At 68.2% G+C, this 22,129-nt stretch carries 16 protein-coding genes; 7 read left to right on the top strand and 9 right to left on the bottom strand.

Features of this window, described 5'->3' with window-relative positions; all coding sequences use genetic code 11:
* Positions 1 to 71 precede the first annotated feature (71 nt).
* The gene (locus AB4061_RS10870) at positions 72 to 1,445 is read left to right on the top strand and encodes a DUF1800 domain-containing protein (protein ID WP_441633569.1); all 1,374 of its coding nucleotides are present in this window, start codon (positions 72 to 74) and stop codon (positions 1,443 to 1,445) included.
* 5 nt (positions 1,446 to 1,450) lie between these two features.
* Complete coding sequence (locus AB4061_RS10875) at positions 1,451 to 2,617, top strand: DUF1501 domain-containing protein (RefSeq protein ID WP_441633571.1); 1,167 nt, start codon at positions 1,451 to 1,453, stop codon at positions 2,615 to 2,617.
* 32 nt (positions 2,618 to 2,649) lie between these two features.
* Here the strand turns inward: AB4061_RS10875 and AB4061_RS10880 are convergent, their stop codons facing one another.
* From AB4061_RS10880 to AB4061_RS10890, 3 genes are read right to left on the bottom strand one after another with little or no spacing between them, the layout of a single operon-like run.
* Complete coding sequence (locus AB4061_RS10880) at positions 2,650 to 3,825, bottom strand: vWA domain-containing protein (RefSeq protein ID WP_441633573.1); 1,176 nt, start codon at positions 3,823 to 3,825, stop codon at positions 2,650 to 2,652.
* Positions 3,826 to 3,877: 52 nt separating this feature from the next.
* Complete coding sequence (locus AB4061_RS10885) at positions 3,878 to 4,492, bottom strand: GNAT family N-acetyltransferase (protein ID WP_441633575.1); 615 nt, start codon at positions 4,490 to 4,492, stop codon at positions 3,878 to 3,880.
* 10 nt (positions 4,493 to 4,502) lie between these two features.
* Positions 4,503 to 5,381: an AAA family ATPase gene (locus AB4061_RS10890; RefSeq protein ID WP_045238101.1), complete on the bottom strand. Its 879-nt coding sequence runs from the start codon at positions 5,379 to 5,381 to the stop codon at positions 4,503 to 4,505.
* A 411-nt stretch (positions 5,382 to 5,792) separates the two neighbouring features.
* Between AB4061_RS10890 and AB4061_RS10895 the strand changes: the two genes are divergently transcribed.
* Together AB4061_RS10895 and AB4061_RS10900 are read left to right on the top strand one after the other, a co-directional pair.
* On the top strand, positions 5,793 to 6,140 hold the full coding sequence (locus tag AB4061_RS10895) for a c-type cytochrome (RefSeq protein ID WP_043344837.1): 348 nt from the start codon (positions 5,793 to 5,795) through the stop codon (positions 6,138 to 6,140).
* Between the two features lie 12 nt (positions 6,141 to 6,152).
* Positions 6,153 to 6,551, top strand: a complete 399-nt coding sequence (locus AB4061_RS10900) for a c-type cytochrome (protein WP_441633577.1) — start codon at positions 6,153 to 6,155, stop codon at positions 6,549 to 6,551.
* Positions 6,552 to 6,670: 119 nt separating this feature from the next.
* Here the strand turns inward: AB4061_RS10900 and aroG are convergent, their stop codons facing one another.
* Both aroG and AB4061_RS10910 read right to left on the bottom strand, forming a co-directional pair.
* A complete protein-coding gene (aroG, locus tag AB4061_RS10905; RefSeq protein WP_441633579.1) occupies positions 6,671 to 7,750 on the bottom strand; it encodes a 3-deoxy-7-phosphoheptulonate synthase AroG in 1,080 nt (359 codons plus the stop codon).
* A 327-nt stretch (positions 7,751 to 8,077) separates the two neighbouring features.
* Positions 8,078 to 8,377: a helix-turn-helix domain-containing protein gene (locus AB4061_RS10910; RefSeq protein WP_441633581.1), complete on the bottom strand. Its 300-nt coding sequence runs from the start codon at positions 8,375 to 8,377 to the stop codon at positions 8,078 to 8,080.
* 214 nt (positions 8,378 to 8,591) lie between these two features.
* On the opposite strand from AB4061_RS10910, the gene AB4061_RS10915 reads away from it, so the two are divergent.
* Positions 8,592 to 9,647 carry a class I SAM-dependent methyltransferase gene (locus AB4061_RS10915; protein ID WP_441633583.1) on the top strand — a complete coding sequence of 352 codons (1,056 nt, stop codon included), beginning with the start codon at positions 8,592 to 8,594 and terminating at the stop codon, positions 9,645 to 9,647.
* A 45-nt stretch (positions 9,648 to 9,692) separates the two neighbouring features.
* Here AB4061_RS10915 and tldD read toward each other — a convergent pair whose 3' ends face one another.
* The 3 genes from tldD to AB4061_RS10930 form a co-directional block, all read right to left on the bottom strand.
* Positions 9,693 to 11,153, bottom strand: a complete 1,461-nt coding sequence (gene tldD / locus AB4061_RS10920; RefSeq protein WP_043344843.1) for a metalloprotease TldD — start codon at positions 11,151 to 11,153, stop codon at positions 9,693 to 9,695.
* Between the two features lie 104 nt (positions 11,154 to 11,257).
* Positions 11,258 to 12,115 (bottom strand): carbon-nitrogen hydrolase family protein, encoded by an 858-nt coding sequence (locus AB4061_RS10925; protein WP_441633586.1) that lies wholly within the window; start codon positions 12,113 to 12,115, stop codon positions 11,258 to 11,260.
* Between the two features lie 63 nt (positions 12,116 to 12,178).
* A complete protein-coding gene (locus AB4061_RS10930) occupies positions 12,179 to 16,507 on the bottom strand; it encodes a YhdP family protein (protein WP_441633588.1) in 4,329 nt (1,442 codons plus the stop codon).
* 229 nt (positions 16,508 to 16,736) lie between these two features.
* On the opposite strand from AB4061_RS10930, the gene glnE reads away from it, so the two are divergent.
* Positions 16,737 to 19,577 carry a bifunctional [glutamate--ammonia ligase]-adenylyl-L-tyrosine phosphorylase/[glutamate--ammonia-ligase] adenylyltransferase gene (gene glnE, locus AB4061_RS10935; protein ID WP_441633760.1) on the top strand — a complete coding sequence of 947 codons (2,841 nt, stop codon included), beginning with the start codon at positions 16,737 to 16,739 and terminating at the stop codon, positions 19,575 to 19,577.
* Positions 19,574 to 20,209, top strand: coding sequence for a rhombosortase (gene rrtA, locus AB4061_RS10940; protein WP_441633590.1), 636 nt, complete (start codon positions 19,574 to 19,576; stop codon positions 20,207 to 20,209). The genes glnE and rrtA overlap by 4 nt, the downstream gene beginning before the upstream one ends.
* A 60-nt stretch (positions 20,210 to 20,269) precedes the next feature.
* Here rrtA and AB4061_RS10945 read toward each other — a convergent pair whose 3' ends face one another.
* Entirely contained in the window at positions 20,270 to 22,003 is a 1,734-nt protein-coding gene (locus tag AB4061_RS10945) for a S8 family peptidase (protein WP_441633592.1), read from the bottom strand.
* Positions 22,004 to 22,129: the final 126 nt, after the last annotated feature.

Consider the following 22,129-nt stretch of genomic DNA (forward strand, 5'->3'; position numbering starts at 1 on the left):
ACAACCACAACGATAGCGATAGCGATAGCGATAGCGACAAAGCCAACAGGTACTTCCCAGGGGAGCGACGCATGACAAACACCGCCATGACGGCCGCGGCTGTCGCGGTCAACCGGTTCGGGCTGGGCGCGCGCCCGGACGAGCCGCTGCCGGCCGATCCGCGTGGCTGGCTGCTGGCCCAGTTCGAGCGCTACGAGGCCAGGCCCGCGGCCTGGAGCGCGCAGCCGGACACGGCCGCGCTGGCCGGCGAGTTCGGCGCCCAGCAGCGCGAGGTGCGCCAGGCGCAGGCCGATGCGAAGACCGCGGCGCGCCAGCAATTGCAGCGCGAGACGCGCGAGGCCTATCGCGATGCCGTCGACGCGCGCGTGACCAGTGCGCTGGTCACGCAAGCGCCGTTCGTCGAGCGGCTGGTGCATTTCTGGTCCAACCACTTCGCGGTGTCGGTGGAGAAGCCGGCCGTCGCCGCGCTGGCCGGCGCCTTCGAGGCCGAGGCGATCCGTCCCCATGTGCTCGGACGCTTCGAGGACATGCTGGTCGCGGTGGAGCGCCATCCCGCCATGCAGGTCTTTCTGGACCAGGTCCGCTCGATCGGCCCCGACAGCGTGGCCGCGCGGCGCGCTCCCGAGCGCCAGCTCGGATTGAACGAAAACCTCGCGCGCGAAATCATGGAGCTGCATACGCTCGGCGTGCGCAGCGGCTACCAGCAGGCCGACGTGACCGAGTTCGCCCGTGCGCTGACCGGCTGGAGCATCGCTGGCCTGGGCGCGCGCGAAGACGGCGAGCCCGGGCGCTTCCAGTTCCGCGCGCGCGTGCATGAGCCTGGCACCCGCACTATCCTCGGGCGCAGCTACCCGCAGCAGGGCGAGGCGCAGGCGCTGGCCGTGCTGCACGACCTTGCGCAGAGCGAGGCCACGGCCAATCACCTGGCCACCAAGCTGGTGCGCCACTTCGTTGCCGATGCGCCGCCGCCCGCGCTGGTGGCGCGCTTGTCGCAGGCGTACCTGCGTAGTGGCGGTGCGTTGCCCGACATGTACCGCGCGCTGGTGCAGTCACCCGAGGCGTGGGCCAGCGAGCCGGCAAAATTCAAGACGCCGTGGGAGTGGACCCTTTCCTCCCTGCGCGGGTTGGGTTTGCGCGAGGCGGGCGCGCAGCACTTCGCGCCCATGCTGACCCAGCTCGGGCAGCCGGTCTGGCGCCCGGGCTCGCCAGCGGGCTACGACGACATCGCCGCAAGCTGGGCCGCGCCCGATGCGCTGGTGCGCCGGGTCGAACTGGCGCAACGGCTGGCGGCGCGCGTCGGCGACCGGATCGACGCGCGCGAGCTCGGCCCCAAGCTGCTTGCGGGCACGTTGTCGGCACCAACCGCTGCCGCCATCGCGCGCGCCGAAAGCGCGCAGACCGCACTGGCCTTGCTGCTGGTGTCGCCCGATTTTCAACGGAGGTGATTGCCATGTTTTCCCGCCGAGATTTCCTCCGCGTGACGGGCGGTGCCGCCGCCATGCTTGCGTTGCCGCGCCTCACGCTCGCCAGCGTCGATTCCGATCGCCGCTTCGTCTTCGTCATCCAGCGCGGCGCCGCCGATGGCCTGAACACGGTCATTCCCTACGCCGATCCCGGTTACGCCCGCCTGCGTGGCGCGCTGGCCATCGACGTGGCGCAAGCCACCAGGCTCGATGGCACTTTCGCCCTGCATCCCGCGCTGACGGAGACGGCACGGATGTACGCTGCCGGGCAGGCGTTGTTCGTGCAGGCGGTGGCATCGCCATATCGCGAGCGTTCGCACTTCGACGGCCAGAACGTGCTTGAGACCGGCGGCGCCGCGCCTTACCAGGTGAAGGATGGCTGGATGAACCGGCTGGTGAGCCTGCTGCCCAAGCGGCCCGAGAATGCCATCGCCTTCGCGCCCACGGTGCCGGCGGCGCTGCGCGGGCCGGTGGAGGTCGGCTCCTATGCGCCATCGGCACTGCCGTCAGCGCCTGATGACCTGCTCGCGCGCGTCGGGCAGCTCTACGAGATGGATCCGCAATTGCATCCGCTCTGGAACGCGGCCATGCAGGCACGCGGGCTTGCAGGCGACGCCGGTGCGCGCCAGGACCCGGCCAGCCTAGGCCGTCTCGCCGCCGGCTTCCTGGCGCGCGCGGACGGGCCGCGCATTGCCATGATCGAGACCGGCGGTTGGGATACGCACAGCGCACAAGCGCCACGCCTGGCGGGCCGCCTCAAGGCCCTGGACACCATGCTGGCCGCACTGCGCGACGGGCTGGGCCCGTCATGGGCGCGCACCACCGTGCTGGTGGCCACGGAGTTCGGGCGCACTGCCGCGGCCAATGGCACCGGTGGTACCGATCACGGCACCGGCGCGGCGGCGATGCTGCTGGGCGGCGGGGTCAAAGGCGGGCGCGTGCTGGCAGACTGGCCGGGGCTGGCGCAGGGCTCGCTTTACCAGGGACGCGACCTGGCGCCGACCACGGAACTGGATGGGTTGATCGCCGCAGCAGCGGCACAGAGCTTCGGGCTGGATGGCGAGCGCGTGGCGCGCACGCTGTTCGGGCGCGGGGAAGGGCGGAGGGACGGGGGCGAGCAGGGGGGAATGCTGGGCGGACTGCTGCGCGCCTGAAACACAGCGGCAGCAGTCCAGACCCGGTGGCGTTACTTGGAGAGCAGGCGCATCGCCTGCTCCAGTCCGCCGAGCGTGACCGGATACATGCGCGACTTCATGATCTGGTTGATCACCGTCACCGACTGCCGGTATTGCCATAGCCCTTCAGGCTCGGGGTTGAGCCAGACGAAGCGCGGGAACTGCTCGATCAGGCGGTTGAGCCATACCGCCCCGGCTTCGGGGTTGTTGTACTCCACCGAGCCGCCGGGTTGCAGGATCTCGTACGGGCTCATGGTGGCATCGCCGACAAAGATCACTTTGTAGTCCGGCGTGTACTTGTGGATCAGGTCCCACGTGGCGATCTTCTCCGCATGGCGGCGGCGATTGTTCTTCCACACGTAGTCGTACACGCAGTTGTGGAAGTAGTAGTACTCCAGGTGCTTGAACTCGGTCTTGGTGGCCGAGAACAATTCCTCCACGCGCTTGATGTGGTCGTCCATGGAGCCGCCGACGTCCATCAACATCAGCACCTTGACCTTGTTGTGGCGCTCCGGGCGCAGCTTGATGTCGAGCAGGCCGGCATTGGCGGCGGTGGAGTGGATGGTGTCGTCCAGGTCCAGCTCGGTCTCCGCGCCTTCGCGCGCGAAACGGCGCAGGCGGCGCAGCGCCACCTTGATATTGCGCGTGCCGAGCTCGACCTGGTCGTCGTAGTCCTTGTAGGCGCGGGTTTCCCACACCTTGACGGCGGTGCGGTTGCCCTTGGACGGGCCGCCGATGCGGATGCCTTCCGGGTTATAGCCGCCGTGCCCGAACGGCGAGGTGCCGCCGGTGCCGATCCACTTGTTGCCGCCCTCGTGTTTTTCCTTTTGCTCGTCGAGCAGCTGCTTGAGCCGCTCCATCAGCTTGTCGAGTCCACCCATGGCTTCGATCTTGGCTTTTTCCTCGGCCGAGAGTTCGCGCTCCAGCGTCTTTTGCAGCCAGTCCAGGGGGATGTCGGATTTCCAGTCGACCAGGCTCTCGATGCCCTTGAAGTAGGCGGCGAAGGTCTGGTCGAACTTGTCGAAGTGCTTCTCGTCCTTGACCAGCGTCATGCGCGACAAGTAGTAGAACTCGTCGATCGATGGCGTGATGACCTCGGCCTTGAGCGCTTCCAGCATGGTCAGGTATTCCTTGACCGAGACCGGCAGCTTGGCGTGGCGCAGCGAGAAGAAAAAATCGATCAGCATGGTGGGCTCGCTTAGAGTTTCCCGGAGCGGGTGCGGCGGTTTGCGTGCGGGTTCACGAGGCGCGCCCCGGCAGGTCCAGGCGGTATTGCAGGTGGCGCTTCACCGTCGGCCATTCGCTGGCGATGATGGAGAACACCACGGTATCGCGCAGCGAACCGTCTGGCATGCGCTGGTGGTTGCGCAGCACGCCGTCCTGCTTGGCGCCGAGCCGGGCGATCGCGGTGCGGCTCTGGTGGTTCATCCAGTGCGTGCGGAATTCCACGGCGATGCATGCCAGCTGCTCGAACGCGTGCGTGAGCAGCATCAGCTTGCATTCCGTGTTCACGGCGCTGCGCTGCACGCGCTGCGCATGCCAGGTATGGCCAATCTCCAGGCGCCGGTTGGCGCCGTCGACATTGAAGTAGCGCGTCGCGCCCACCACCGTGCCCGGCACGCCATCGCGGACCTCGCGGATCACGAACGGCATCGCGCCCTGCTGCTCGCGCATCTGCAGCGCGGTGTCGGTCCACGCGCGCACCTGGTCCGGCGCCGGCACCGAGGTGTACCAGAGCTTCCACAGCTCACCGTCGGCGACGGCGGCCTGTACCTCGGCCTCGTGCTCGGGGCGCAGCGGCTCCAGCAGGGCGTGCTGGCCGCGCAGGGTGACGGGTTCGATAAAGCGTGCCATGGCGCGGCGCTCAGCGGTTGGCGCGGTTCATGAAGACCAGGCGCTCGAACAGGTGCACGTCCTGCTCGTTCTTCAGCAGCGCGCCGTGCAGCGGCGGGATCGCGGCCTTCTTGTCCGGGCTCTTGAGCGCCTCGGGCGGGATGTCCTCGGCCATCAGCAGCTTGAGCCAGTCGATCAGTTCCGACGTGGAGGGCTTCTTCTTCAGGCCCGGCAGGTTGCGCATCTCGTAGAACGATTCGAGTGCCGCGGCCACCAGCTCGCGCTTGATGCCGGGATAGTGCACGTCGACGATGCGCTGCATGGTCTCCGCGTCGGGGAACTTGATGTAGTGGAAGAAGCAGCGGCGCAGGAAGGCGTCGGGCAGCTCCTTCTCGTTGTTCGAGGTGATGATCACCAGGGGGCGGTGGCGCGCCTTGACCAGCTCGCGCGTCTCATACACATAGAACTCCATGCGGTCGATTTCGCGCAGCAGGTCGTTCGGGAATTCGATGTCGGCCTTGTCGATCTCGTCGATCAGCAACACCACTTGCTGGTCGGCCTCGAAGGCCTGCCAAAGCACGCCCTTGATGATGTAGTTGCGGATGTCGTGGACGCGGTCGTCGCCGAGCTGCGAATCGCGCAGGCGCGACACCGCGTCGTATTCATACAGGCCCTGCTGCGCCTTGGTGGTGGACTTGATGTGCCACTGCAGCAGGGGCATGCCGAGCGCCGCGGCCACCTCCTCGGCCAGCATGGTCTTGCCGGTGCCGGGCTCGCCCTTGATCAGGAGCGGGCGCTGCAGGGCGCGGGCGGCATTCACGGCCAGCTTGAGGTCATCGGTGGCGACGTATTGCTGCGTGCCTTCGAAACGGCTTTGCTGGTTCTGGCTGGCGTTGGTGGTGTTGGACATGGGGCAACCTGAAGGGGTTTATGCGTGTCGGAATTGGCCAGTATAAAAGAGCTTTCCGGTTCGCGTGTGGCTCGCCGTGCCATGCTGGACTGCCGCGTGCAGCGTGCTGTACAATGCGGCGGTTTGACGCGCCCCCCACGTCCAAGACTCCACCCCCCTCGCTTTGTCCGCCTTGTCACTCCCGCGGTCCTTGCCGGGAGGCGGCGATGACAAGAGATGGTTACAGAATGAGGCGGAGACAACGCCGAGATGCACCGGCAGCGCTAACGACGGCGCTGCGGGTATCCGGCCTACGCTGGCAGCACCGCATCTACCCGCGGGCAGATACGGTCCGGCCGGACGCATTCTGAAGCCATTTCCGACCGGTTGGGCAGGTCACGCAGGGTTTAACACTTCCAATCAGCTACGACAATGAAAAAGCTCCTCACGATGGTGGTGCTGGGCGCGGCCGCAACGGCTGCGCAAGCCCAGGAAGTCAAGGGCAATGTGGACGCCGCCAAAAACAAGGTCGCGATGTGTATTGGTTGCCATGGGATTCCCGGCTATCGCGCCTCCTTCCCCGAGGTGTACCAGGTGCCCCTGCTCGGCGGCCAGAACGCCAAGTACATCGAAAATGCGCTCAAGGAATACCAGAAGGGCGACCGCAAGCACCCGACCATGCGTGGCATTGCCGCGACCCTGACCGACCAGGACATCGCCGACGTGGCTGCCTACTACGCGCAGCAGTCTTCCAGCACGCAAAACAACACCCAGAAGTAAGAGGACCCATCCATGAATACGCTTAAGACGCTTTCGCTCGCGATCGGCGCACTCGTGCTGGGCGCCTCGGCCATCACTGCCTCGGCTGCCGACCTCGCGCGCGGCAAGGCGCTGGTGGAGAAGGGCAACTGCGCGGCCTGCCACGGCGCCGGCCTGAATGCCCCGATCACCCCGGATTACCCGAAGCTGGCCGGCCAGCATGCCGACTACCTGTACCACGCGCTGGCTGCCTACCAGATCACCACCAACCCGCAGGTGGGCCGCTCCAACGCCATCATGGCCGGCCAGGTCAACGCCAACCCTGGCGTGACGGGCAAGGATGGCAAGCCGCGTCCCTTCACCCGGGATGAGCTGAAGGATATCGCCGCCTACATCGAATCGCTGCCGGGCGGCCTGGTCCTGAAGAAGTAAGCCAGCTGGCGCCGGCCCACGCCGCGCGCGGGTCCGGAACAAGAAAAAGCCGCTGATCCCAGCGGCTTTTTCTTTGTCCGCGCGGCCCGGTGGGCAAGCCCCGGGCCGCGTCGGGTGGCTCAGTTGCCGGTGCCCTTGGCCAGGCGGCGTGCCTTGACGGCGCTGGCCAGGGTTTCGAGCACCTTTACCGAATCGTCCCAGCCGATGCAGGCGTCGGTGACCGACTGGCCATAGGTGAGGTCTTCCACCGGCGTGCCCTGGACGTGGTCCTGGCGGCCGCCCACCAGGTGGGATTCCACCATCACGCCGACGATGCGCTCGTCGCCCGCAGCCAGTTGGCGGCCGATGTCCTCGCAGACCGGGATCTGGTTCTCGTGCTTCTTGCTGCTGTTGGCGTGCGAAGCATCGATCATCAGGCGCGCGGCCAGGCCGGCCTTGGAAATCGCTTCGCAGGCTTCCTGCACGCTGGCGGCATCGTAGTTTGGCGTCTTGCCACCGCGCAGGATGATGTGGCAATCCTCATTGCCCGAGGTCGACACGATGGCGGAGTGCCCGCCCTTGGTCACCGACAGGAAATGGTGCGGCTGCGAGGCGGCCTTGATCGCATCGACGGCGATCTTGACGTTGCCATCGGTGCCGTTCTTGAATCCGACCGGGCACGATAGTCCGGAGGCGAGCTCCCGGTGCACCTGGCTTTCCGTGGTGCGCGCGCCGATGGCACCCCAGCTGACCAGGTCGGCGATGTATTGCGGGCTGATCATGTCGAGGTATTCGGTACCGGTCGGCACGCCCAGTTCGCTGATGTTCAGCAGCAGCTCGCGCGCGGTGCGCAAGCCGTCGTTGATCTTGAAGCTGCCGTCCATGTGCGGGTCGTTGATCAGCCCCTTCCAGCCCACGGTGGTGCGCGGCTTTTCGAAATACACCCGCATCACGACCTCCAGCTCCCCGGCGAAACGGTCGCGCTGGACCTTGAGCAGCTTGGCGTACTCGAGCGCGGCGCGGGTGTCGTGGATGGAGCAGGGGCCGATGATCACGATCAGGCGGTCATCCATGCCGTGCAGGATCCGGTGCATGGACTGGCGCGCGCCGTAGATCACGTCGGACGCCTTTTCGGAGCAGCCGAACTCGCGGATCAGGTGCGCCGGGGGCAACAATTCCTTGAGTTCGCGAATGCGCAGGTCGTCGGTGTTCTTCAGCATGATGGCTCCGGATTTTGTAGGGTCGTGTGTTTGGGGTGTCTGGGCTAGAGCTGGGTGCGGGCCGGTATAAAAAAAGCCGCCAGGTTCGCTGGCGGCTTTTTTTTGAATTCTGGAGGCACTTACGATCGTCCCTCTCCATCCGCCAGCGGTGCGAGATCGCTAAAAAAGTAAAAATAAAACTTAGCGGACATGGATGGGATGCGGCTCAAATGGCGTCGGTTATTTGCGGCAACGCGTCACGAGATGGCAGAAAATTGCGCTGGCCTTGCCAATTCTGCCGGCTGAGGCCGTTGACCATCGAGTAACGAAGCATCTTTATAGCGCGTTTTAAGGGGCTTGGCAAGCGTCCGGCATCGGCCCGGCCACAATTTCCGGCCGTTCCATGGCGGGGCCCGGATCCAGTTCCAGCCCGCGCATCACGGCGGCGGTGCGGTTTTCCACGCCTAGCTTCACGTACACATGCTGCAGGTGCTTTTGCACCGTGCGGGCGCTGATACCGAGCATGCCCGCGATTTCGCGGTCGGTCTTGCCGTGCGCCAGCCAGCGCAGCACCTGCTGCTCGCGCGCGGTCAGCCTGGCGAGCATGGAGAGCGCCTGGCCATCCTGGCAGCGGCTGGATGTGAGCATTGCGGCGGCCTTGGGTGGCGCGCAGCTACGCAATGCTGCGTATTGGCGCCATCCCGTGCGTGAACCAACATGAATGAGGCCAGTATAGGCGTCGCCAGCGCGCACCGCAGTGCGGCGGCGGCACCTGCACGGGTTTGCCCGGGGGAAAACAGGCGAACGCGGCGTGCCGGGCAGCTCAGGCACGCGGGGCTGAGGCGAGGGGGAGGGAAGCATCATGGCGATCGATGAGGGGAGGCTAAACGCCTTCATGGGGCAGTTCGTCCAGGATCTGGGCGCGGTGATGCATGCTGCCACCATCGTGGTCGGCGATACGCTGGGCCTTTACAAAGCCTTGGCCGAGAAACCGATGACAGCGCAGGTGCTGGCCGAGAAAACCCATACCGATGAGCGCTACCTGCTCGAGTGGCTGTCCGCGCAGGCGGCCAGCGGCTATGTCGCGTACGATCCGGCCACCGATCTGTTCAGCCTGACCGAGGAGCAGGCCTTCGCGCTGGCCCAGGAGGGCAGCCCTGCCTTTATTCCCGGCGCCTTCCAGATCGCCGTCGCGCAGTTCAAGGCGATTCCCAAGATCGTGGACGCCTTTCGCAATGGGCGCGGGCTGGGCTGGCATGAACACGATCCGTCACTGTTTCACGGCACCGAGCGGTTTTTCCGCCCGGGCTATGCGGCGCACCTGACAGCGGAATGGATTCCCGCGCTGGAGGATGTGCAGGCCAAGCTGCGGGCCGGCGCTCGCGTGGCCGACGTGGGCTGCGGGCATGGCGCCTCTACCATCATCATGGCGCAGGCGTATCCGGCATCGGAGTTCTACGGCTTTGACTACCACGAGCCGTCGATCCGCTTCGCCACCGAAGCGGCGGCGCGCGCCGGCGTGCAGGACCGCGTGCATTTCCAGGTGGCAAAAGCCAAGGAATATGGCGGCAAGGATTACGACCTGGTGGCCGTGTTCGACTGCCTGCACGATATGGGCGATCCGGTCGGCGCCGCCGCGCATGTGCGCGAGACCTTGCGCCCGGATGGCACCTGGATGATCGTCGAGCCTTTCGCCAACGACCGGCTCGAAGACAACCTGAACCCGATCGGGCGGGTCTTTTACTCGGCCTCGACCTTCATCTGCACGCCAGCGTCTCGCTCGCAGGAGGTGGGCCTGTGCCTGGGGGCCCAGTCGGGCGAGGCACGCATGCGGTCGGTGGTGCAGCAGGGCGGTTTTTCGCGTTTTCGCCGGGCGGCGCAAACGCCGTTCAACCTGATCTACGAGGCGCGGCCCTGAACGGCAAGGCGCCGCGCCCGACGTGCGGGACCTGCGGGACGGCAATCAGGCCGTGCCGCCCACCGTCATGTTCTCGATGCGCAGGGTCGGCTGGCCCACGCCCACCGGCACGCTCTGGCCTTCCTTGCCGCACACGCCCACGCCCGAGTCCAGGCGCATGTCGTTGCCGATCATGGTGACGTCCTTGAGCGATTCCGGGCCATTGCCGACCAGGGTGGCGCCCTTGACCGGGGCGGTGATCTTGCCGTCCTCGATCAGGTAGGCCTCGCTGGCGGAGAAGACGAACTTGCCGTTGGTGATATCGACCTGGCCGCCGCCGAAGTTGACCGCGTAGAGGCCGCGCTTGACGCTGGCGATGATCTCCTGCGGGTCRCGGTTGCCGTTGAGCATATAGGTGTTGGTCATGCGCGGCATCGGCAGCGCGGCGTAGCTCTCGCGGCGCGCGTTGCCGGTCACCGGCATCTTCATCAGGCGCGCGTTGAGCGTGTCCTGGATATAGCCCTTGAGGATACCGTCCTCGATCAGTGTGGTGCACTGAGTCGGGTTGCCCTCGTCGTCGAGGTTGAGCGAGCCGCGGCGGTTGGCCAGCGTGCCGTCGTCCACCACGGTCACGCCCTTGGCCGCCACGCGCTCGCCCATGCGGCCGGCGAAGGCCGACGAACCCTTGCGGTTGAAGTCGCCTTCCAGGCCGTGGCCGATGGCCTCGTGCAGCAGCACGCCGGGCCAGCCCGGGCCGAGCACGACGGTCATGGCACCGGCCGGAGCCGGACGCGCCTCGAGGTTGACGAGCGCCGAGGCCACGGCCTCGTCCACGTACTGGCGCAGCAGCTCATCGGTGAAATAGCCGTAGGCATAGCGCCCGCCGCCGCCGGAGGAGCCGATCTCGCGGCGCCCGTTCTGCTCGGCGATCACCGTGACCGAGACCCGCACCAGCGGGCGCACGTCGGCGGCGATCACGCCGTCGCTGCGCGCCACCAGTACCACGTCGTACTCACCGGCCAGGCCTGCCATCACCTGCACCACGCGCGGGTCCTTGGCGCGGGCCATGCGTTCCACGCGCTCGAGCAGCGCCACCTTTTCGGCGGCGTCCATCGAGTCCAGCGGGTCATTGGGCGAGTACAGGTTGCGCCCGCCCTGGGAGGCCATCTTGCTCGCCACCTTGACGCGGCCGCTGCCGGCGCGGCCGATGGTGCGGGTCGCGGCGCCGGCCTTGAGCAAGGCGTCCAGGCTGATGTCGTCGGAGTAGGCAAAGGCGGTCTTGTCGCCGGACACGGCACGCACGCCAACGCCCTGGTCGATGCTGAAGCTGCCCGACTTGACGATACCTTCTTCCAGGCTCCACGCCTCGTTGCGGGTGTACTGGAAGTAGAGGTCGGCGTAGTCGACCTTATGCGTGAAGATGTCCGCCAGCACGCGCTGCAGGTTGGTTTCGTCCAGGCCGTAGGGCGCCAGCAGCAGTTGCTGGGCGGTGGCGAGGTTGCGGATTCCGAGGTCGCCGGCGTTCATGGTTGTCCTTTATCGTCGTGCCGCGGTGGCGAAATGGCGCCGCCGCATAAAAATCTGGGATGCTGGCGATTCCGGGGAATCGGCCAGGTCATTGCTTGTACATGCTACAGCACCCGATGGCGCAGCGCAGGCAGGTTCTGCCGCACCTCGTCCAGGCGCGCGGGGTCGATCAGCCCGCTCACCACGCCTTCGCCTTCCGGCAGCACCCCCATCACCTCGCCCCAGGGATCGATCAGCATCGAGTGGCCCCAGGTGCGCCGTCCGTTCTCATGCTTCCCGCCCTGTGCGGCAGCCAGCACATAGCACTGGTTTTCGATAGCGCGGGCGCGCAGCAGGATCTCCCAGTGCGCCTGGCCGGTGGTGTAGGTGAAGGCGGCCGGCATCAAAATCAAGCTGGTGCCGCCGCTCTCGGCGAGCTGGCGGTAGAGCTCCGGGAAGCGCAGGTCATAGCAGACCGACATGGCGACCCGTCCACAGGGCGCCTCGAAGCTGACCGGGGTCTGGCCGGCCAGGATGGTACGCGATTCGTCGTAGCTTTCAGTGCCGCGCGTGAAGCCGAACAGGTGGATCTTGTCGTAGCGCGCCACGCGTTCGCCGCGCGGGTCGTAGACGAGCGACGTGTTGTAGACGCGGGCCTCGTCCTCGCACCACAAGGGCAGGGTGCCGCCGACCAGCCAGATCCGGTGGCGGCGCGCGGCATCGGCCAGGAATGACTGGATCGGCCCGTCGCCGTCGCGCTCGCGGATCGCCACCTTGTCGCCTTCGCGCAGGCCCATCATGCAGAAGTACTCCGGCAGCAGCACCAGCTCGGCGCCGCCCTTGGCGGCCTGCGCGATCAGCGCGTCGGCGCGGGCCAGGTTGGCCTCGGGCGAAACCCCGCTGATGGTCTGGATGGCCGCGACGCGAAAAGGGGTCGCGCCGGGGGCCGCGCTGGGTGCTGATGCGGAGGCGTTTGCGGTCATGAAGCGGTTTCCTTGGCTTGCGGCGGCTGCGCGGCGGGGCTCGGACGGCAGGGCCAGTCGCGGTTATGGCGCCGGGTAGACATGATTGAACAAACCCTGCACGGGCGGCGAGTCGGATTTATTCTCCCCCACTTTGGTGATCTGCGGGTTCGCCCAGCCACCGCTGATACGGAAGCGGCGGCTGAAGGCCTTGGAGAATTCGTCGGCGAACAGCAACTGGGCCGCCAGTGTGCCGATGCCGAGCGCGGGATTGATGAACGCCGCAGCCACCGAGGCGGAGGTGGCGTTGATGCGCGGCACTACCGTCACGTCCAGGTCCTGCGTTTCGCGCGGGATGTTCGCGCTGCCGGTCATCGAGGCGCGCAGCTGCCCGCCCTTGAGCGCGAAGTCCTTGGTGCTGGCCACGCCATTCTCGATCGTGCCGGTGCTGGTGATCTCGTCGAACACCATGCCCTGGCCCGCCACGCCGCGGAAGTCGAAGGTGGCCAGCCGCATCAGGCCTTGCAGGCTAAGCACGCCCAGCAGCTTGGCCGCGCCCGGGTCCACGCTGAGGATCTGGCCGTTCTCCAGCTGCAGCTTCATCCGGCCCGACAAGGTGGGGTAGTCGATCGACAGCGGCGAGCCGCGCCATGCGATCCGGCCTTCGAAGGTGCCGTGGCCATCAGCCAGCATATGGGGCAGGCCCATGCGTTCGAGCACCTGGCCGCCATTGCGCACGTCGAGCTTGAAGTCGAGCAGCGTGCGGCGCTCGGCGGCAGCGCCTTCGCGCATCCGGCGCGGCAAGCGCCAGCTGCCGCTGCCGGTGAATGTCGCGCCCGGCTGCTCGATGACCAGACGGTCCAGCGTCCACACGGGCTCGCCGCCGTCTTCGCTGGCGCGCGCCTTGACCTCCAGCTTGCCGAAGTCGCGGCCGTGCAGCTCGAACCGGTCGGCCACCAGGTCCAGCGCGGGCAGGTCGCCGGTGTTGCCGTCGAGCGGGTCGGCGGCGTTGGCGGCGTCGCCCGTGTCGGGGAGGTTCAGGTGCGACAGGCGCAGCGTGAGCGCGCCTGCCGGCGTGGCGGCATCGCTGCGCCAGCGCATGGTCCCCGCCACTTGGCGGGACTCGATCTGCATGTCCCAGCCAGCGCTTTCGCGGGTGGCCTCGAGCACGACATCGTCGAGCTCGCGGCCAAAAGCGTGCAGCGTGCGCGTGCGCGCGGAAATGCGCTCGGGCAGGTAGGCGGACACCGGCGCGGCATTGCCTGCACTGGCCTTGCCGGCTTCCGCCAGCAGCGTGCGCCACGCGTCCAGGTCGAAGCGGCTGGCCGTAAGCGCCGCGGTGACGCCGCTGGCGGGCTGCGGCGCGGGCTGCTCGATGCCGATCCCGCCAGCCTGCACTTCCACGGCGTCGCCATTGCGGCGCAGCAGGTAGCGCGCATTGAGCACGTTGCCATACTGCACCAGCATTTCCTCGCTGCCGGCGCGGGCGGCGGCCGGGCGCAGCTCAAAGTGCGATGGCACGGCCTGCGCCGCGCTCTTGGCCATCGGCGCGGGCAGGTTCAGCGCCAGCCCGGCCAGCTCCGACGCGACCGTGATCACGGGCTGGTGATCGCGCACGCTGATCACAGCGCTGTAGGCGGTGCTGCCTTCCAGTTTCTGTACCAGCCCGGCCGCGGGCGAGGCGCCAAACGCCTCGCGGATGCCCTGCGAGGTAAGGTTGCCACCGGCATTGACCCGGATCGTGCCGTCGGGCTGGCTGCCCCCGCCGGCGCGGATCTCGCCGCCCAGGAAGCGGGCGCGCAGGTCGTTGAGCTGGAAGCCGTGCTCGTTGAAGGCGACGACGCCCGTGGTGCCGGCCAGCACTGGCAATTGCGGTATCAGCACCACCTCGTTGCCGGGCAGCCGGAACTGGCCGTCGACCTTGGTTGCCTGCGCCTCGGTGAGGGGCAGGTCAAGCTTGAGCCGAAGCTCGCCGTTGCCCTGGGCGCGCATATCCGTCAGCACCTGGCCGGTCCAGTCGCGCACCGGGCTGGCGGCGACGAAGCGCAGGAAGCCTGCCATCGACCCGCTGGCGCTGCCGTCCAGCACCAGGCGGCCATGCTCGCCGAGGTCGGCGATGCGGCCATTGACGTCCTGCAGCGTGACGCCGGTGGCGCCTTGCACGCTGGCGCGCTGCGCGACGAACGACAGGCCGCCGCGCTCGAACAGCAAGTGGCCGCTGATGTCGGTGAAGTTAGGCCAGGCCTTGCCGCCATTGCTGGCGCTGGCGGCGCTGCCCGCCGGCGCGCTCACATGGGGCGCGATCTGGTAGCTGACATGCCGGATTGGCACCTCGACCCGGAAGTCGCCGGCGCCCTCGAACGGGCTGTGGAAGGGGAAGTGCTCCAGGTCGCCCTTGACCAGGAACTTGACGTCGCTGGCTTCGCCGCCGACCAGGGCGCCAGCCAGGTACTGGCGCGTGGAGGCGGGTATGCCCATGGGCAGGTAGCGCGGCACGCGGCTGACCTGGGCGCGGGTCAGTTCGCCGGTCAGGTCGGCAATGCCGCCGTGCCCGTCGCCACCGGCGTGCCATGTGCCCCGTACGCTGCCGGCGGTATCCGCGTTGGCGAATTGCACGCCGTCGGTGCGCACCGCCAGCTTGCCGTTGTCGTTGGTCCAGCGCACCTCGCCATTGATCTGGTCGAACGACAGGCGCGGATCCTCGAACATGCCCGGCAGCATCAGCGCGGCGTTGTTGCCTTCAAAACGGGCGCTGCCCTGGCGTTCGTCGAAACTGAAGCTGCCGGAGATCCGCGAAAAGCCCGGCACGCCCAGATGGGGCTTGCCATTCGCGCCGACGGGCGGGTTGGCGGGCTGGCCAAGCACCGAGACGCTGCGCAGCGTGCCCTGCACGTTGAAGTGGCGCTGGCCATCGCGGCGGCTCAGCATGCCCTGGCGATCCCGGGTCCAGTTCACGTCCAGGTTGTCGACATGGCCGGAGGGCTGGAGCGCGCGCAGCTGGCGCGACAAAGCGGTGTCGAGCGGCAGCGAGGTGGCCAGCGCGCGCACGGTGTTCAGGTCGAAGGTGGGTGCCTTGAGCGTGAACTTGCGCAAGGCGCCCTTGTTGTCGGTGGCCCAGCCGACCACTACCTTGCGCATGCCTTCGCGCCAGGCGCCTTCGCCGCTGGCCAGACCGGCAGCCCCGCTGGCGCCGCCGGGGGAGGCCGCGGCTGCGGAGGCCGCCTGCGCTTGCTGTGCCGGCGGCACGGCCGGCCCTTCCGCGGGCTCTGGCTGCCACAGCAGGGTGTCGATAGTGAGGATGTTGTCGCGGTCGCGCCCGGCGCGGTGCAGGACAAAGGCCTGGGCACTGGCGAGCTTGAGCGCCTCGGGCGCGCCGGAGAGCTTCAGGTCCACGCTGCTGGCGCGCAGCCGGGCCTGGCTGCGGGTGATCTGGCCACCGCGAAATTCGATGGTGCCGTCGGTGCTGAAGGTGCCGCGCGTGACCCGGTCGAAGACCGCGAGATAGCGTTGCAGCACCGGCAGTTCCAGCCGGCCAAGGTCCCAGCTGGCCTGCCCGTACCAGTTGTGCCAGTCGCCGGTGCGATGCAGGTATTCATGGCGGAAGTCCGCCTGCACCACGAGCGGGCGTGGCGCAAGCGTGGCCGACTGCGCTTCGAGCTTGAACGTGTGGCGCGAGCCGTGGCGCTGCACGCTGAGCTGAATGTCGCCCACATCCAGTTGCGGCAGCTTGTTCTTGTCGTCGAGCCAGCGCAGCTTGCCGTCGGTGAGCTCGACTTTGCCCTGGGCCAGCAGCCAGTCGAACAGCCGGTTGTCCTGCGGCTGGGCGCCGGTGGTGTCCACGGCCATGCCGGCTACCTTGAGCTTGCCGTCGGCGGAGCGGCGGATCAGCAGGTCGGTCCGGCTGGCGGAGATCCGCTGGAACAGCACGTCCATGCTGAACAGCGAGCGCCATGACAGCTTGCCGTCAAGCTCGCCCGCCGCCAGCAGCACGCGCTGCTCGGCATCGACGGCCTTGACGTCGCGGGCATGGAAAGCGGGGTGCCAGCCATCCCAGTAGGTATCCAGCTGGCCGATGCTCAAATGGGCCGCGAGCGCCACCGAGCCGCGCTGCTCGAGCCAGGTGCGGGCGGCCGAGGCCTGCGGCCAGAGCACGAAGCGGATCAGCAGCCCGGCGAGCAGCGCCAGCAGCACCAGCGCCAGGGCCAGGCGCACCAGCACGCGTCCCAGGCCGCGCCAGACGGGATGGCGCAAGCCTGCGAGCAGGGCGCGGCCGCAAGCACGCGCAAACGCAAGCGCGCGCAGGTTGCCTTGCTGCGATGGGGGGGAGCCTGCACCGGCGGCCCCTTCGAGTGCCGGCGTGCCGCCGGCGGTGGCGGCGGAGGGATCGGCAGGTGGGGTGGCGCGGCTGGACATGCGCAGATTATCCGACAATACTAGGCGCTCTCCAATTCGGTGCCTGACCGGCCGTGCATAACGCGCGCGCCGGCCCCGGGGCCGGCTCACGCGCTACCAAGTAACAGGAATGACTTCCACTGATCCGACGAGTTCCGCAGCCGCGCCCGATACCGCTGCAACCGATGGCGCTGCCAGCGAACATGCGCCCGGCAACACTTCCAGCGCTGCCAGGCAGGCTGTGGCCGACATGGCCACCGGCCCGTTCGCGGTGGTAGCCGCCGTGGAACTCGTGCCGGTCGACTGCGCCGGCATGGCATTGTACTCGCCCGCCTATTCCCATTACACCCGCCGCATGGTGCAGGCCCGTCCCGAGCTGGCCGAAATCGTCGCGCTCGCGCGCGACCAGCTGCTCACGCGCGCCTGGATGGAGGCGCGGCTCAAGGTCCTGCATGAGCCGTCGGCCGATGTGGACGACGCCGTCAAGCGCGCGCTGCGCCGCTTGCGTGCGGAAGTGATGTGCGTGGTGATCGAGCGCGATCTGCGCGGGCAGTCGACGCTGGGCGAAGTCACCGGTGCGATGACGGATCTGGCCGAGCTCGGCATCCAATACGGCCTGGCCATGCTCGAAGCGGACCTCGCCCCGACCTACGGCCGTCCAGTCGGGGAGAGCAGCGGGGAAGTCCAGGAGCTGGTGGTGGTCGGCATGGGCAAGCTGGGTGGCCGCGAGCTCAATGTGTCGTCCGATATCGACCTGATCTTCCTGTACGACGAAGACGGCGACACGCGTGGCGGGCAACGCAGCCTGTCCAATCACGAATATTTCATCCGCCTGGGACGGCGCCTGATCAACCTGCTGGCCGACGTGACCGGAGATGGCTACGTGTTCCGCGTCGACATGCGCCTGCGCCCCAACGGCGACGCCGGACCGCTGGCCTGCAGCTTCGGCATGCTGGAGCAATACCTGATGGTGCAGGGCCGCGAGTGGGAGCGCTACGCCTGGATCAAGGGCAGGGTGGTGTCGGCGCTGGATACCCCGCATGCGCAGCGTACCGCCGCGCAACTGGCCAGCCTGACCACGCCCTTCGTCTTCCGCCGCTACCTCGATTACGGCGTGATCGCGGCGATCCGCTCGCTGCACGCGCAGATCCGCGCCGAGGCGGCCAAGCGCAGCGGCGGGCTGGCGGCGCCAGGCGGCGGCCAGCGCGTCAACCAGCGTGCCTTCAATATCAAGCTCGGCCGCGGTGGCATTCGCGAGATCGAGTTCATGGCCCAGGTCTTCCAGCTGATCCGCGGCGGCCAGGACCCGGCACTGCGCATCCGGCCCACCCTGGAGGTGTTGACGGTGGCGGTGGAGCATGGGCTATTGCCTGCGGGCCAGGCCGAGCAACTGGCGCATGCCTACCGCTTCCTGCGCCAGCTCGAGCACCGCCTGCAGTATCGCGACGATGCCCAGACACACCACCTGCCAACCTCGGAAGAGGAGCAACTGGCGGTGGCGAAGATGATGGGCTGCGCCGACTGGCCGGCCTTGCTCGAGCGGCTGGCGTCGCTGCAGGATCCGGTGGCGCAACAGTTCGAGGCCACCTTCTCGGACCCCGATGAAGCGCACGCACCGTGCGAGGCGTTGTGGCCGGCGTTGATACAGGAAGAACAGGATGAACCGCCGTGCGAGCGCCTGGCCTCAGCCGGCTTCGGCGATTGCACCGGGCTGCTCGACCGCTTGCGCGCCATCGGCGCCTCGCTGCGCTACCGCGYGTTGTCCGAGCCCAGCCGCGTGCGCTTTGACCTGCTGGTCAACCGCGCGCTTGACCTGGCCTCGCGCCAGGAAGATGCCGACCGCACCATCGCCCGCTTTGTCGATTTCCTGGATGCCATCAGCCGCCGCGCGTCCTATCTGTCGCTGCTTTCCGAGTACCCGCAGGCGATGGCGCGCGTGGCCGACACGCTGCACGCATCGAGCTGGGCCGCCGCCTACCTGACCCGCCACCCGCAACTGCTTGACGAACTGCTCGACAGCGATGCCCTGGCGGGCGCGCCTGACTGGACCGGCTTTCGCAGCCGCCTGGCCGCGCGCCTCGACGCGGCCGACGGGCAGATCGAAGCGCAGATGGACATCCTGCGCCGCGAGCACCACGCCGAGACCTTCCGCATCCTGCTGCAAGACCTGCAAGGCATGCTGACGGTGGAGCAGATCGCCGACCGGCTGTCGGACCTGGCCGACGCCATGCTCGACGTGACCCTGCAGGCGGTCTGGCGCCAGCTTGCCACGCGGCACGCCGAGCAGCCGCGCTTTGCCGTGATTGCCTACGGCAAGTTGGGCGGCAAGGAGCTGGGCTATGCCTCCGACCTCGACATCATCTTCCTCTACGAAGACGAGCACGAGCGCGCGCCTGACGTCTATGCCGCCTACGCGCGCCGCCTGATCACCTGGCTGACCAGCCATACCGCCGCCGGCACGCTGTTCGATGTCGACACGCGCCTGCGCCCCAACGGCGAGGCCGGGCTGCTGGTGACCAGCTTCGAGGGCTTTCGCCGCTACCAGCAGCGCGAGGGCGACAACACCGCATGGGTGTGGGAGCACCAGGCCCTTACCCGCGCGCGTTTTTGCGCGGGCGACCCCGAGATCGGCGCGCATTTCGAAAGCCTGCGCGACGAGATCCTGCGCCAGCCACGCGACGCCGCCACGCTGCGCGGCGAGATCGTCGCCATGCGCCACAAGGTGGCCGATGGGCATCCCAACCCAAACGGATTGTTCGACCTCAAGCATGATCGCGGCGGCATGGTTGACATCGAATTCACGGTGCAATACCTCGTGCTGCTGCACAGCCACGATCATCCCGCGCTCACGCGCAATGCCGGCAATATCGCGCTGCTGCGCACGGCCGGCGAAATCGGCCTGATCGATGCCACGCTGGCGCGCGAAGTGGGCGACGCCTATCGCCTGTTCCGTGCCCGCCAGCACCAGTTGCGCCTGGACGGGCAGGTCCACGCACGGGTAGCGCCGGCCGCGGTGGCGCCGCAGGCGGAACACGTGCGCACCCTCTGGCAAGCGGTGTTCGGCGAGCCGGTTGCCGGCGGCGGCAAATGAACGCGCAGGCGGCTGGCGCGGCGCGCCAGCCGGGATGGCCGGGCGTGCTGGCCGTATTGGCGCTCACGGCCGCCCTGGGTGCCGCTTTTACCTTTATTCCGTGGCTGCACGCGCACGGGCTCTATCTGCGCGATGCGGTCATGGGCCGCGGCGTGGGGGGCCAGTGGTGGCGGCTGCTGACGGCAATGTGGGTCCACCTTGGCTGGCAGCATTGGCTGGCGGACCTGCTGGCAGCAGCGGGCCTGTTCCTGCTGATCGGCCGCGAGGCGCGCGCCGCCGCAATGCTGGCGGTCCTGCTCGCCTGCGGCGTCGCGGTGCAGCTGGCGTTATGCCGGGTGCCGTCGGTGGGCTGGTACGGCGGGTTGTCCGGCGCGCTGCACGGGCTGGCCCTGTGGGGCGGGCTGAGGCTGCTCTATGGCAGCGGCGTGTCGCGCGTGCTCGGCGTGGCGCTCTGCCTTGGCGTGTTGGTCAAGACCTGGCTTGAGCAGTCGTGGCTCGCGCCCGTGGTGTTCGACGCGCAGTGGGGGTTCGGGGTCGTGCGCATCTCGCACGCGGCCGGCGCGCTGGCCGGCCTGGGGCTATGGCTGGTGCAGGAGTGGTGGCAGCGCCGCCGGGGCGAGCCGCCGGCATAGGCGCGCGGGCAAGGGGCGCGGCCGGCGCAGGCCGGACGGTGCCCCGTGGTCGCCGCAAATTCAGCGCGGTCTTTGCGTGGTTTCGGCGTGTTTTCGGCGTGGTTTCAGCGCGACCGCGCCGGGCGCCGGGCGCCGGCGGCGTCCGACCCAGTTCAGCAGCAAGCCAAGCGCGCCCAGCCCGAGCGCGAGCGGCCACGAAATCGCGCCACCACCACCACCCGACGAGGCGGCGGGCGCGGCGGGCGCCGGCTGGACCACCTGCGTGCCGGCGGCCACGGCGGCATTGGCATCGAGCAGGCCCGCGCCGCAGATGCCGGCATTGGCTGCGGCCGTGCAATAGGTGCCAGCCGGATGGGGCCGCGCCGAACTCTTCAAGGTGGCAAGCACCTGGGCAGGTGTGAGGGCCGGGTTCGCGGCGAGCATCAGCGACACCACGCCCGATACCAGCGGCGCGGCAAAGCTGGTGCCTTGCGAGTTGATGACGTTGTAGTTGCCAAGCGAGGTGGTGCCGTCATTGGAGAGGGTCCGGATGAACGACTCCGCCACTGTGCATTTGCCCCCCGATACCTTGGAGTTGCCACAGCCGCCGCCGGGCGCGCTCAGCGCAACCTGCGGCCCCACGTTGGCATAGCTGGCGTTCTCGCCGTCATTGGCATGTGCCGTTACGGCGACCACGCCGGTGCAGTCGGCAGGCGCCTCGACCGCGCCGGCGCTGTTGCCCGTGGCGGCAACCACCACCACGCCATTCGCGGCGAGGTCGGCCACGGCTTGTTGCTCGATGCTGGAGCAGGTCCCGCCGCCCAGGCTCACGTTGATCACGCGCGCCGGGGTGGGGTTGGCCGGCGCATTGGGTACGGAGAGGCCGCCAGCCCAGCGCATGCCATCCACGGTGTCCGAGAGCAGCGCGCCGCAGCGGCCGGAGACGCGCACCGGCTGGATGCGGGCGTTCCAGTCCACACCGGCGATGTTCACCCCGTTATTGGTGAGTGCGCCAAGCGTGCCTGCCACGCGGGTGCCGTGCCAGCTATTGTTGGTTGCGGTCGTGGTCGCCGTGGTGGTGCCTGGGCAGATGAAGCCCGCCGGCACGCCGTCGCCGGCGTCGGTGGGATCCGCGTCCCGGCCATCAGGGTCGTTGGCGATCTTCGGGTCGGTAATGAAGTCATAGCCGGGCACAATGCGGCCGGCGAGATCGGGGTGCGGCAGGTAGCCGGTATCGAGCACGGCGATCACCAGGCTGCTGCTGCCGCGCGTGCGGTCCCATGCGGGGGGCAGGTTCACGCCGCCCACCACCTGGGCAGGGGTGCCGAGGTAGGGCTGGTTGAGCGCGAACTCGGGATCGTTGGGCACGGTGTCGTGCAGCCGCAGCCAGCGGTCCGGCACCACTTCCGCAATGCGCGGATCCTGGCGCAGCCGGGCGGCGGTGCCTTCCGGGTCGGCGGCATCGCTGCCGGAGACGCTCAGCAGTTGCAAGCTGCCGCCCATCTGGCGCTTGACCGAAAGCGCCACGCCGGTGCTCTGGCGCACGCTCAGCATGCGCTCGGACAAGCCGCTGGCAGCAGCGCGGTCGCTCGCGCTGGTGACGTTCGCGCCGGTGGTTGTGCTTGTGCTGCCGTCACGCCAGCGCACGATGAAGTTGCCGGTGTAATGCGGCGCGGGGCGCGCGGCGGGGTCGGGGGCCGCGCCGGCTGCGGCCGGCACACCCAGCCAGAGGGCGGCGCCCAGTGCCAGCAGCAGGGCGGCATGGGGCGCCACGCGCCGCGTTTCGCCAGATTGGAATTGACGCTGTTCCTGCATGTCTAGGTTCTCCCGTTGAGCCCGCTTCGGACTGACCGCGGTTACAGCATTCAACTTTCAGCCTTCAACCTTCAGCCTTCAACGTCCAAGCCATGCATTCCGACGACAGAAACCGGGCCACCGCCG

Source organism: Cupriavidus sp. YAF13, from assembly GCF_052113425.1.
Lineage (GTDB): Bacteria > Pseudomonadota > Gammaproteobacteria > Burkholderiales > Burkholderiaceae > Cupriavidus.